At 73.4% G+C, this 12,761-nt stretch carries 10 protein-coding genes; 8 read left to right on the forward strand and 2 right to left on the reverse strand.

The window, feature by feature from the left end; genetic code table 11:
* Positions 1 to 42 precede the first annotated feature (42 nt).
* A complete protein-coding gene (locus KPF22_RS13350; protein ID WP_224402224.1) occupies positions 43 to 1,824 on the forward strand; it encodes an acyl-CoA dehydrogenase in 1,782 nt (593 codons plus the stop codon).
* A 5-nt stretch (positions 1,825 to 1,829) separates the two neighbouring features.
* On the opposite strand, the gene KPF22_RS13355 is transcribed toward KPF22_RS13350, so the two are convergent.
* Positions 1,830 to 2,858: an Lrp/AsnC family transcriptional regulator gene (locus KPF22_RS13355; protein ID WP_224402225.1), complete on the reverse strand. Its 1,029-nt coding sequence runs from the start codon at positions 2,856 to 2,858 to the stop codon at positions 1,830 to 1,832.
* A gap of 119 nt (positions 2,859 to 2,977) precedes the next feature.
* Here KPF22_RS13355 and KPF22_RS13360 point away from each other — a divergent pair, with 119 nt between their 5' ends.
* From KPF22_RS13360 to KPF22_RS13390, 7 genes are all read left to right on the forward strand, one after another.
* The gene (locus KPF22_RS13360) at positions 2,978 to 4,198 is read left to right on the forward strand and encodes a M20 family metallopeptidase (protein ID WP_224402226.1); all 1,221 of its coding nucleotides are present in this window, start codon (positions 2,978 to 2,980) and stop codon (positions 4,196 to 4,198) included.
* Positions 4,195 to 5,520 (forward strand): MFS transporter, encoded by a 1,326-nt coding sequence (locus KPF22_RS13365; RefSeq protein ID WP_224402227.1) that lies wholly within the window; start codon positions 4,195 to 4,197, stop codon positions 5,518 to 5,520. The genes KPF22_RS13360 and KPF22_RS13365 overlap by 4 nt, the downstream gene beginning before the upstream one ends.
* A gap of 204 nt (positions 5,521 to 5,724) precedes the next feature.
* Positions 5,725 to 7,107, forward strand: a complete 1,383-nt coding sequence (locus KPF22_RS13370) for a dicarboxylate/amino acid:cation symporter (RefSeq protein ID WP_208819116.1) — start codon at positions 5,725 to 5,727, stop codon at positions 7,105 to 7,107.
* A 250-nt stretch (positions 7,108 to 7,357) separates the two neighbouring features.
* Positions 7,358 to 8,506, forward strand: coding sequence for an acetyl-CoA C-acyltransferase (locus KPF22_RS13375; protein ID WP_224402228.1), 1,149 nt, complete (start codon positions 7,358 to 7,360; stop codon positions 8,504 to 8,506).
* Positions 8,507 to 8,541: 35 nt separating this feature from the next.
* Positions 8,542 to 9,303: a 3-hydroxyacyl-CoA dehydrogenase gene (locus KPF22_RS13380; protein ID WP_208819118.1), complete on the forward strand. Its 762-nt coding sequence runs from the start codon at positions 8,542 to 8,544 to the stop codon at positions 9,301 to 9,303.
* 28 nt (positions 9,304 to 9,331) lie between these two features.
* Positions 9,332 to 10,483, forward strand: a complete 1,152-nt coding sequence (locus tag KPF22_RS13385; RefSeq protein ID WP_208819119.1) for an acyl-CoA dehydrogenase family protein — start codon at positions 9,332 to 9,334, stop codon at positions 10,481 to 10,483.
* 32 nt (positions 10,484 to 10,515) lie between these two features.
* Positions 10,516 to 11,145: a TetR/AcrR family transcriptional regulator gene (locus KPF22_RS13390; RefSeq protein ID WP_224402229.1), complete on the forward strand. Its 630-nt coding sequence runs from the start codon at positions 10,516 to 10,518 to the stop codon at positions 11,143 to 11,145.
* 9 nt (positions 11,146 to 11,154) lie between these two features.
* On the opposite strand, the gene KPF22_RS13395 is transcribed toward KPF22_RS13390, so the two are convergent.
* Positions 11,155 to 12,504, reverse strand: coding sequence for a GGDEF domain-containing protein (locus KPF22_RS13395; protein WP_224402230.1), 1,350 nt, complete (start codon positions 12,502 to 12,504; stop codon positions 11,155 to 11,157).
* Between the last annotated feature and the right edge of the window lie 257 nt (positions 12,505 to 12,761).

The following is a 12,761-nucleotide window of genomic DNA, read 5'->3' on the forward strand; positions in this document are numbered from 1 at the left end:
CCCGCTTCCCCGGACCCGCCCCGGGGTGCGATCGTGGGCGCCGTGCGAGCGCAGCTGATCTCCCGTGCCGACCTCGACTTCCTGCTCCACGACTGGCTGCGGGTGGTCGAGCTCTGCGACCGCGAGCGCTACGCCGAGCACGACCGCGACACCATCGACGCCGTCGTCGACCTCGCCGCACAGGTCGCGACCGAGCACTTCGCGCCGCACCGCAAGGTCTCCGACACCCGCGAGCCCGAGTTCGACGGCGAGCGCGTCACGCTCCCCGACGAGGTCCGCGCCGCGCTGAAGGTGCTGGGCGACACCGGGATCGTCGGCGCCGGGCTCGACGAGCGGGTCGGCGGGATGCAGCTGCCCGCCGTCGTCGTCCAGGCGTGTTTCGTGTGGCTGCACGCCGGCAACGTCGCCACCGCCGCCTACCCGATGCTCACCGTCGCCGCGGCCAACCTGCTGCTCACCCACGGCAGCTCCGAGCAGGTGCAGACCTGGGTGCGCCCCATGGTGGAGGGCCGCTACTTCGGCACGATGTGCCTGTCCGAGCCGCAGGCCGGGTCGTCGCTGGCCGACGTCACCACCCGGGCCGAGCCGCGCGACGACGGCACGCACCGGATCACCGGCACCAAGATGTGGATCTCCGGCGGCGAGCACGAGCTGGGGGAGAACATCGTCCACCTCGTGCTGGCGAAGATCCCCGGCGGACCGGCCGGGGTGAAGGGCATCTCGCTGTTCGTGGTGCCCCGGGTGCTGGGGAACGGGGAACGCAACGACATCGCCCTCGCCGGGCTCAACCACAAGATGGGCTACCGCGGCACCGTCAACACGGTGCTGAACTTCGGCGAAGGCCGCGCGACCCCGGGCGGGGAGGCGGGCGCCGTCGGCTACCTGGTGGGGGAGCCGCACACCGGTCTCGCCCAGATGTTCCACATGATGAACGAGGCCCGGGTCGGGGTCGGGGCGGGCGCCACCGCACTCGGCTACGCCGGCTACCTGCTGGCCCTCGACCACGCCCGTACCCGCACCCAGGGCCGCCCGGCCGGGGCGAAGGACCCGGCGAGCCCGCAGGTGCCGATCGTCGCCCACACCGACGTGCGCCGGATGCTGCTGGCGAGCAAGTCCTACGTGGAGGGTGCGCTCGCGCTGAACCTGTACTGCGGGCGGCTCCTCGACGAGGAGCGCACGGCGGGGACCGACGGGGAACGCCGCCGGGCGCACCTGCTGCTGGAGGTGCTGACCCCGGTCGCGAAGAGCTGGCCCTCGCAGTGGTGCCTGCACGCCAACGACCTCGCCATCCAGATCCACGGCGGCTACGGCTACACCCGCGACCACGACGTCGAGCAGCTCTACCGCGACAACCGGCTCAACCCGATCCACGAGGGCACCCACGGCATCCAGGGCCTGGACCTGCTGGGCCGCAAGGTCGTGATGCAGGGCGGCGCCGGGCTGACGCTGCTGCGGGAGACGATCGGGCAGACCGTGGAGCGCGGACGCGCGGTCGGCGGGGAACCCGCCGCGCACGCCGACGCCGTCGCGGCGGCCGTGGACCGGGTCGTCGAGGTGACCGGGATCGTGCACGGCCAGGACGACCCGGCGCTGGCGGTCGCACACTCCTCGGTCTACCTGGAGGCCGTCGGGCACGTCGTGCTCGCCTGGATCTGGCTGGAGCAGGCGCTCGCCGCCGAGGGCCGCGACGGCGACCTGTACGAGGGCAAGCGTGCCGCGGCCCGCTACTTCGTGCGCCACGAGCTGCCCCGCACCGGCCCGCAGCTGGACCTGCTCGCGTCGCTGGACCGGACCACGCTCGACGTCCGCGACGCCTGGCTCTGACCCCCTCAGCCGGGGAACGCCGGGACGCACGCCCCGGTGGCCCGGCCGTCGGGGTGCAGCAGCCACCCCATCCGCTTGCGGGTCCGCAGGATGACCGAGGTGTCCACGATCTGCGCCTGCGGCAGCGACCGCTCCAGCGCCGACTGCATCCCGACCAGCTCGCCCAGCGAGTGCGTCCACGCCGTGACCAGGAGGTTCTCCGGCCCGGTGAGCGACAGGCACAGCCGCACCCGCGGATCGGTCCGGACCCGGCGCACCGCGTGCTCGACCGCGGCGGTCGGCAGCCGGATCCACCACGTCACGCAGATCGGCCACCGGGTCAGCAGCTGTGCGACCTCGCAGCGGAACACCAGCGCCCGCGAGCGCACCAGCGCCGACAGCTGCCGGCGCACCGTCGACGCCGGCCGCCCGACCCGGTCCGCGAGCTCCGCGGCGCTCGCCCGGCCGTCGGCGCACAGCTCCCGCACCAGCGGTGCGTACACCGGCCCCCGCAGGTCGACACCCGCCGCCTGCGGTGTCGTGTCCGCCCGACGCAGCGCGCGCACGGCCGCGACCTGCCGGGTGTCGAGCGCGTCGAGCCGCCACCGGCTGCCCTCCCGGTGCACCCGCGACGCCAGGTGCGTGCGCACCGACGCGACCCCGGCCACCCGTCCGATCCGGTCCAGCACCAGCCCCGACAGCTCCGTGAACGACGCCGCGTTCACCGTCAGCAGCAGGTCCCGGCCGCGGGCGGCGTACTCGATGGTCATCACCGACGGCTCGGAGTCCAGCGCCGCGACGACTCCGGCGAGCCGCCCCGGCGCGCAGTCCACCTCGACCAGCGCCACCTGCATGGCGTCCTCGCCGACCACCGGATAACAGCTGATCCACGCGTGCCCGGACCCCTGCAGGCGGGCCCAGCGCCGGGCCAGCGTCACCGGCGCCGCGTCGAGCACCGGGCCGAGCCCCGCCCAGCTCGCGCGCGGGTGCAGCTGCAGCGCGTGGACGAGCGCGAAGTCGTCCTCGGACAGCGGATGACGGTCGGTTCCGTCCACGGGGCCCCCGATCGGGATCGGATCCGTCGATGTTACGTGCCGTAACGCACGGGCTCCGAGACTCGGGCAGGACCTCCGGCGGGCAGCGTGGCCCGCCGGTACGACCCGAGGGGACGCTTGTGGATCTTCGTGACGACGCCCGGTCGCTGCAGCCGGACCTGGTGCACCTGCGCCGGGAGCTGCACCGTGACCCCGAGGTCGGGCTGGCCCTGCCCCGGACCCGTGACCGGGTACTGGCCGCGGTGCAGGGGCTCCCGCTGGAGATCACCGAGGGGACGACGACGACGTCGGTCACCGCCGTCCTGCGCGGCACCGCCCCGGGCGCCGGCGCGGACGCCCCGGTGGTCCTGCTGCGCGGCGACATGGACGGTCTCCCGGTCGCCGAGGGCTCCGGCGAGGACTTCGCCGCGCGGACCGGCACCATGCACGCCTGCGGCCACGACCTGCACACCGCGGCGCTGGCCGGGGCCGCGCGGCTGCTCAGCGCCCACCGCGACCACCTCGCCGGCGACGTCGTGTTCATGTTCCAGCCCGGCGAGGAGGGCTTCGACGGCGCGGGCCACATGCTCGCCGAGGGCGTCCTGACCGCCGCCGGACGGCGCGTCGACCACGCCTACGGCCTGCACGTGTTCGCCAACCGGATGCCCGCCGGGCTGGTCACGACCCGGCCCGGGGTGTTCCTGTCCGCCTCGCACGCGCTCGACGTCGTCGTGCACGGGGCGGGTGGCCACGGCTCCAACCCGCACACCGCCCGGGACCCGATCGCCGCCGCCGCGGAGATGATCACCGCCCTGCAGACGATGGTGACCCGCCGCTTCGACATGTTCGACCCGGTCGTGCTGACCGTCGGCGTCGTCGCCGCGGGCACCCGGCGCAACGTCATCCCCGACACCGCCCGCGTCGAGGCGACCGTGCGCAGCTTCTCCGACGCCCACGCCGCGACGCTGCCGGTGCTGGTCCGCGAGGTCTGCGACGGTGTCGCCGCCGCGCACGGCGTCCGCGCCGAGGTCGTCTGGACCGACGAGTATCCGCGCACCGTCAACGACGCCGACGAGGCCGGGTTCGCCGCCGGGGTGTGCGCCGAGCTGCTCGGGGAGGACCGGTTCCGGCTCGCACCGAACCCGGTCAGCGGCTCCGAGGACTTCTCCCGGGTGCTCGCCGCCGTCCCGGGCGCGTTCCTCGGGATGGGCGCCTGCCCACCCGGCGCCGACCCCGACACCGCACCGATGAACCACTCGCCGCTCGCCCGCTTCGACGACGGCGTCCTCGCCGACGCGACCGCGCTGTACGCCGCGCTCGCCACCACCCGCCTCGCCCCGGCCGCGGGGGTGGCGGCATGACCGAGCGCACCGAGCGGCGTCGCACGATCCTCGGGATCGGCGCCGGCAACGCCATGGAGTGGTTCGACTGGAACGTCTACGCGACGTTCTCGGCGTTCTTCGCGCCGCAGTTCTTCGCGGGCGACGACACCGGCACCGCCCTGCTCAAGACGCTCGCGGTGTTCGCCGTCGGGTTCGTCGCCCGCCCGTTCGGCGGCTTCCTGTTCGGCTGGATCGCCGACCGCCGCGGCCGGAAGCTGTCGATGGCGCTGTGCGTGGCGACCGCCGCGGTGGGCAGCCTGGTGATCGGGCTCGTCCCGACCCACGCCGTCATCGGCATCGCCGCACCGGTCGTGCTGGTCCTGGCCCGGCTGGCGCAGGGCCTCGCGCACGGGGGCGAGCTGCCCGCCGCACAGACCTACCTCGCCGAGATGGCCCCGCCCGCACGGCGCGGGCTGTGGTCGAGCCTCATCTACTTCTCCGGCACCGCGGGCATCCTGGTCGGGACGGTGCTCGGAGCCGTCCTGTCGAGCGTGCTCACCCGCGAGGAGATGGCCGCCTACGGCTGGCGGGTGCCGTTCGTCCTGGGCGGGCTGTTCGGGCTGTACGCGCTGGTCATGCGGCTGCGGATGCGTGAGTCCGACACCTACTCACGGGAGGAGGAGGCCCGCGCCGCGACGCCCGGCCGCCCGTCGCTGTGGCGCCAGGTCCTGGCCCGCCCGAAGGCGCTGGCCCGGGTGGTGTTCCTGACCAGCGGCCTGACCGTCGTCTACTACGTCTGGTCGGTCGCGGCCCCGGCCTACGCCATCACCGCGCGCGGGGTGGATCCGGCGGCGGCGCTGTGGGCCGGCGCCGGTGCGCTGGCGGTGTTCATGGTGCTGCTGCCGCTGTGGGGCGCGGCCTCGGACCGGTTCGGCCGCCGCCGCACCCTGCTCGTGCCCGGCGCGGTGCTCGTCCTGGCACTGTTCCCGCTCGACGCGATGATCCACGACGGGCCGACGCTGTTCGTCGCGATGACCGTCGCGCTCGCGCTGATCGGGGCGGGCTGCGCCGTCGGGCCCGCCCTCTACGCCGAGATGTTCCCGACCGGGGTGCGCGCCGCCGGGCTCGGCGTGCCGTACTCGATCGCGGTCGCGTTGTTCGGCGGGACCGCCCCCTACCTGCAGACGCTGTTCGCCGAGATCGGCAGGCCCGGCCTGTTCCTCGGCTACGCGATCGTGCTGCTGCTGGTGTCCGGGCTGACGGTGTACCTGCTGCCCGAGACCCGGGGGATCGACCTCGCGACCGCGGGCCGCGACGGGGCCGCGCCGGCCGCACACGCGACCGCCCCACCGGTGCGGTGACGGCCCAGGACGGAGGTACGGGTCACGCCGTGTGCCTCCGTCCGGCGGGAAGAACGCGGCGAACGGGTGCGTTGCTCGCTCCTGTGCGGGGGACGGGTGTGTGGCTGGTGAGCCGGCGGGTGATCGACCTGTGCCGCCGTCCCGCCACGGGCTGTCGGCGCTGACCGCCGCCCACACCCGTACCGCACCTCCTGGGGGAACCCCGTGTCACTCGTCGTCCGTGCCGCACGCGCCTGGCAGCGCCCGCGCGTGTTCGCACTGCTCACCGTCGCCGGGCTCGTGCTCGGCGCCCTGCTCGGGCTGACCGCCCGGTTCACCGGGTCCGCGGGTCTCGCGACCACGCTGGACACCGTCGGCGGGCTGTTCACCGGCCTGCTGCAGTTCACGGTCGCGCCGCTGGTGTTCCTCGCGATCGTCGTCGGCATCGTCAGCCTGCGTGACCTCGGCGGCGGACGCACCGCGGCCCGGCTCGGCGGGCGCACCGTCGCCTGGTTCGCCGGGACCTCCCTGGTCGCGGTACTGATCGGCATCGCGATCGGGCTGATCGGGCGGCCCGGTGAGGGCGTCACGATCGCCGCCGACCCGGCCGACGTCGAGGCCGTGGGCGCGAGGACCGCGGGATCGTGGGAGGCGCTGCTGTCGAACCTGGTGCCGGACAACCCGGTCGCCGCGTTCGCCGACGACAACGTGCTGCAGGTCGTCGTCGCCGCGCTGCTCGTCGGCGCCGCCGCCTACGCGCTGGGGGAGAAGGCCGAGCCGTTCGTCGCGTTCTCCCGCTCGGCGTTCGAGATCGTCCTGACGGTCATCCGCTGGATCGTCGTGCTCGCCCCGATCGGCGTGCTCGGCCTGATCGGCAATGCGTTCGCCACCTACGGCAGCGGCGTCGTCTCCTCGCTCGCCGGGCTGATCGTCACCGTCTACCTCGGCTGCGCGATCGTCCTGTTCGGGGTCTACCCGCTGCTGCTGAAGGTCGTGGCCGGGATCGGGCCGCGCCGCTTCTTCGGCACCACCTGGCCGGTGCTGCAGTTCGCCTTCGTCTCCCGCTCGTCCGGCGCCGCCCTGCCGATGTCCCGGCAGGCCGCGATCGACCTCGGCGTGGACCGCAACTACGCCGGGTTCGCCGTACCGCTGGCCACGACCACCAAGATGGACGGCTGCGCCGCCGTCTACCCGGCGCTCGCGACGATCTTCATCGCGCACATCTCCGGGGTACAGCTCGCGGCGTGGCAGTACCTGGTGATCGTCGCCGTCGCGGTGTTCGGGGCGTTGGCCACCGCCGGGACGACCGGCTGGTTCACCATGCTGACCCTGACCCTCGCCGCGGTCGGGATGCCGCCCGCGGTGATCGCGGCCGGGATCGCGGTCGTGATCGGCATCGACCCGATCCTCGACATGATGCGCACCGCCACCAACGTCGCCGGGCAGATCACCGTGCCGACGCTCGTCGCGGCGCAGGAGGGGATCCTCGGGCGCGACGCGGTCGACGCCGCCGAGCCCGCCGACGCCACCGAGCCCGCCGCGGGCACCGAGGCCACCGCCTCCGTCGAGGGTGCGACGGCCGGCCGGGTGTCGCCCACCTCCGCCTGACCCCGGTCGCGCACCGGCCCGCCGCGCCCGTGCCGCGCCGCCGGTCCGGGATCGATCAGTGCCTCGGCGCCGCCCCGGCGGCGCCGAGGTGCCGATGGACAGTGGCGCGCCGGTCGAGGGAGCTCCGTGGCCGGCGTGACCCGGGTCGCACCGCTCCGTGGCAGTCAACACTGACTGTTTCCTGCTACCGTCGTGGCGAGCCGACGGCCCCGTCCCGGGCGCCGTCCACCGTCGCGAAGGAGCGAACACCGTGCGAGACGCAGTCATCGTCGAGGCTGTACGCAGCCCGGTCGGCAAGCGCAAGGGCGGCCTCGCCGGCATCCACCCCACCGACCTGTCGGCGCACGTGCTGCGCAGCCTGGTCGAGCGGTCCGGCGTCGACCCGGCGCAGATCGAGGACGTCATCTGGGGCTGCGTGTCCCAGAGCGGCGAGCAGACCTTCGACATCGGCCGCAACGCCGCCCTGGCCGCCGGGTTCCCCGAGACCGTCACCGGCGTGACCGTCGACCGCCAGTGCGGGTCCAGCCAGCAGTCCGTGCACTTCGCCGCTGCCGGTCTGATCGCCGGGCACTACGACGTGGCCGTCGCCGGCGGCGTCGAGTCCATGACCCGGGTCCCGATGGGCTCCTCGCGCCAGGACCAGGACCCGCTGGGCAACGACTTCGCCGAGCGCTACGGCGTCGCGCCGAACCAGGGTGTCGGCGCCGAGATGATCGCCGAGAAGTGGGGCTTCTCGCGTCAGCGTCTCGACGAGTTCGCCCTGCAGTCGCACGAGCGCGCCGCCGCCGCGCAGGACGACGGCCGGTTCGACGGCCAGATCGCCCCGATCGCCGGCGTCACCGCCGACGAGGGAGTCCGCCGCGGCGGGACCCTGGAGGGCCTGGCCCAGCTCAAGACGGTGTTCAAGGACGCCGACCAGGGCGGCGTCATCCACGCCGGCAACTCCTCGCAGATCTCCGACGGTTCCGCCGCGCTGCTCATGACCACCAGTGAGAAGGCGCGCGAGCTCGGGCTCACCCCGATCGCCCGCGTGCACACCGCGGTGCTCGCCGGTGCCGACCCGGTGATCATGCTGACCGCCCCGATCCCGGCGACGGAGAAGGCGCTGGAGCGCTCCGGGCTCTCGCTCGACGAGATCGGCGCCTTCGAGGTCAACGAGGCGTTCGCGCCGGTGCCGCTGGCCTGGCTGGCCGACATCGCCGGCGACGACGCCGGTGTCGCCGACCGGCTCAACCCCGACGGCGGCGCGATCGCGCTCGGACACCCGCTCGGCGGCTCCGGCGCCCGGATCATGACCACCCTGGTGCACCACATGCGCGACAACGGCATCCGCTACGGCCTGCAGACCATGTGCGAGGGCGGCGGCCAGGCCAACGCCACCATCCTCGAGCTCCTCTGACACCCGCTCCCCACCCGGAAGGAAACAGACAGAACATGGACATCAACGGTTCCGTCGCCGTCGTCACCGGCGGTGCGTCCGGCCTGGGCCTCGCCACCACGGAGAAGTTCGTGGAGCTCGGCGCCAAGGTGCTGATCATCGACCTGCCGTCGTCGCAGGGTGAGGCCGTCGCGGACAAGCTGGGGGAGAACGTCCGCTTCGTCGCCGCCGACGTCACGGACGAGCAGCAGGTGACCGCCGCCCTCGACGCCGCCGAGGAGCTCGGTGCGGTCCGCGTCGCGGTCAACTGCGCCGGCATCGGCAACGGCATCAAGACCTACGGCAAGAAGGGCCCGTTCCCGCTGGACGGGTTCACCAAGGTCGTCACCGTCAACCTGATCGGCACGTTCAACGTGATCCGGCTGGCCGCCGAGCGCATCGCCAAGGCCGAGCCGGTCGACGGCGACCGCGGCGTCATCATCAACACCGCCTCGGTCGCGGCGTTCGAGGGGCAGATCGGGCAGGCCGCGTACTCCGCGTCCAAGGGCGGCATCGTCGGGATGACCCTGCCGATCGCCCGCGACCTGGCCGACCTCGGCATCCGGGTCAACACCATCGCCCCCGGCCTGTTCGAGACCCCGCTGCTGGCCGGTCTGCCGGAGGACGTCAAGACCTCGCTGGGCAAGCAGGTCCCGCACCCGTCGCGGCTGGGCCGGCCGGCCGAGTACGGCAAGCTCGCCGCGCACATCGTCGAGAACCCCATGCTGAACGGCGAGACGATCCGTCTCGACGGCGCCATCCGGATGCAGCCGCGCTAGTCACCACCACCCGAGGGGAGGCGGCGCCGTGAAGCGCACGCTCTACGAGTCCGACCACCAGGACTTCCGGGAGGCGTTCCGCGCCTTCGTCGAGAAGGAGATCGTCCCGCACGAGGCGCAGTGGGAACGTGACGGCGCCGTCGCGCGGGAGCTGTTCACCACCGCCGGTGCGAACGGCTTCCTGGGCATCGACGCGCCCGAGGAGTTCGGCGGCGGCGGGGTCGAGGACTTCCGGTTCAACGCCGTCATCAGCGAGGAGCTGCTGCGTGTCGGCGCCGCCGGGTCCGGCCTCGGCCTGACCCTGCACAACGACATCGTGCTGCCCTATCTGCTCACCTACTGCACCGACGAGCAGAAGCAGCGCTGGCTGCCGGGCGTCGTCAGCGGTGAGACGATCCTCGCCATCGCCATGACCGAGCCGGGCATCGGCTCGGACCTGGCGTCGATGTCGACGACCGCGATCCGTGACGGCGACCACTACGTCGTCAACGGCGCGAAGACCTTCATCACCAACGGGATCAACGCCGACCTGATCGTCGTCGCGGTCAAGACCGACCCGTCGCAGAAGCACAGGGGCATGAGCCTGCTCGTGCTCGAGCGCGGGATGGAGGGCTTCGAGCGGGGCCGCAACCTCGACAAGCTCGGGATGCACGCCCAGGACACCGCGGAGCTGTCCTTCACCGATGTCAAGGTCCCGGTGGAGAACCTCCTCGGGCCCGAGGAGGGGAAGGGCTTCGTCCAGCTGGTCGAGAAGCTGCCCCAGGAGCGGCTGTCGATCGCGATCGCCGGTGTGGCGGCGGCGCGGGCGGTGCTCGACGGGACCCTCGCCTACGTCAAGGAGCGCAAGGCCTTCGGTTCGCCGGTGGGCTCGTTCCAGAACTCCAAGTTCGCCCTCGCCGAGATGGACACCGAGATCGACCTCGCCGAGCACTACGTCGACGACTGCGTCCGCGCGCTCAACGCGGGCGAGCTCACCGCCGTCGACGCCTCGAAGGCGAAGTACTGGTGCACCGAGCTGCAGGGCCGGGTCGCCGACCGCTGCCTGCAGCTGCACGGCGGCTACGGCTACATGAGCGAGTACCCGGTCTCCAAGGCCTACGCCGACGCCCGCATCACCCGGATCTACGGCGGCACCACCGAGATCATGAAGGAGGTGATCGGCCGGGGTCTGGGACTCTGAGCCGATGACCGACAGGCGATCATGACCACATCATGAACACCGAACCCACCCCGGTGGTCAGGAGCCGGGCGCAGCGGTCCTCGGACAGCCGCGCCCGGATCCTGGACGCCGCCGTCGCCTGTCTCATCGACGGCGGCTACTCCGGATCCACGACCCTGACCATCCAGTCGGCCGCCGACGTCTCGCGCGGCCGGCTGCTGCACCACTTCCCCAGCCGGGACCGGCTGCTGGTCGCGGCGGCGCAGCACCTCGCGGTCAAACGCGTCGCCGACACCGAGGAACGCGTGCGACGGGTGCTCGAAGCCGATCAGGTCGGCCTGTTCGAACGCGCCGACCGGGTCATCGAGCTGCTGTGGGAGAGCTTCGCCGAGCCGCACTTCTGGGCGGCGGTGGAGCTGTGGACCGCGGCCCGGTCCAACTCCGAGATCGCCGAGGCGCTGCGTCCCGAGGAGAAGCGGCTCGGTGCGGCGATCCGCGCGTCGATGGCCCGCATGTTCGGCGACGAGCTGGCGGGCCGCCCGCGGTTCAAGCAGCTGCGCGACCTGTTGCTGACCTCGATGCGGGGGACGGCGCTGACCTACACCTTCGACCCGCGCGACCCCGCGGGCGACGCGATGCTGCCCCAGTGGAAGGATCTGGCGCGGGTGCTGCTGGGGCCGTGACCCGGCGCCTCAGGTGCCGAAGCTCAGCCCGAACGGCGGCGTCGCGCCCTCGGCGGCGACCGGTGGTGCGGGGCGCCGTACCGCGACCCGGTCGCGGCCCGCGTGCTTGGCCTCGTAGAGCGCGGCGTCCGCGGCGGCCAGCAGGCCGTCGAGGTCCGTACCGTGGTCGGGCGTCGTCGCGACCCCGACCGACACCGACAGCCCGGTGACCAGCCCGGCGGTCGCGGTGTCGACCTGCAGCGCGCGCACGCCCCGCCGGATCCGCTCGGCGACCTCGCGGGCACGGGCGGCCGGGGTGTCGTCGGCGCGCATCCCGCCGAGCGCGACCACGAACTCCTCGCCGCCGAACCGGCCGGCCAGGTCCTGGTCGCGGACCTCGGCGGTGAGGACGTCGGCGACGGCCTGGAGCACGTCGTCGCCCGCCAGGTGGCCGTGCCGGTCGTTGACCGCCTTGAAGTGGTCGAGGTCGAGGATCAGCACCGCGGCGGCCCGATCGGTACGCGTGTCGCGTTCCAGCATCTGCCGGCTGCGCCAGCGCCACGCCGCCGGGTTGAGCAGCCCGGTCTTGGCGTCGGTGTCGACCTGCGCCTCCAGCTGGCGCACCAGGGTGGTCTGCTCGACGACGAGCAGCGGCAGCACCGCGAGCAACGCGAACCAGGGGGAGGTGTTGGCGAGCACGACCGCGACCAGCCCGCCGATCGACAGCGTCGCCAGCTCCAGGCCGATGTCGCCGCCCAGCAGGATCGCGAGGAACCGCGAGCCCGGTGCGGTCAGCCGCAGCACCGACACGACCAGGAGCGTGTTCACCGTCGTGTAGGCGACCAGCGCGCCCAGCACCAGCGCCGCGTTCTGCGGGGTCGCCAGCGCCCCGGCCCGGCCGTCGACCAGCGCGAGCAGCCCCGCGACGGCGTGCACGGCGAGCAGCACGGTGGCCGCACTGTAGACCTGGCGGTGCGGCGGCGTGCCGCTCGGGCGGGCCACCCGCAGGTAGAGGTGCAGGTAGATGACGACGACGACGACCGTCGCGAGCCCCGGCGGCAGCAGCAGCGCGGCCGCGAAGGTCCACACCGAGGTCATGTTGATGTAGCGGGTCGCGGCGATCCGGCGCCGCAGGCGCTCGGCGTTGACCGACAGCTCGGTGTGCGCCGCGGCCACCAGCACCAGCAGCCCGCAGAGCAGCACCTCGGTCCGTCCCGGCAGGTCCCCGGTGAGCAGGCCCGCGACGACCGCGGCCACCGCGGCGGCCTCCACGACCAGGACCAGCAGCAGCGGGCGCAGCGGCAGGCCGAGCAGCGACCGGGCGTCCGGCGCACGACGGCGGCGCCCAGCCGGGCGCGGTGCCACCGGGCCAGAGGTCACGTCGCCTGCCTGTTCGTCTGCTGCGTCAGGGGGATGGACCGAGGCTACCCGCGGGTAAGGCAAGCCTTTGCCGTTCGTCCCCCGGTGGCCGGAATCCGCGCCGAACGGCCCGGAACCGACGGCGAACGCCTCAGGTCCACGTTAAATCGTGACGGAGCGTTGTCCGTCGCTTACTCTGGCCATGTCATCACTCGATCGTGGAGCACGCCGTGCGTCCTCACGTGCGGAGCGCAACGGCGTCCGTTCCGGGACGGGGA

This window comes from Pseudonocardia sp. ICBG1034 (assembly GCF_020131375.1).
Classification (GTDB): domain Bacteria; phylum Actinomycetota; class Actinomycetes; order Mycobacteriales; family Pseudonocardiaceae; genus Pseudonocardia; species Pseudonocardia alni.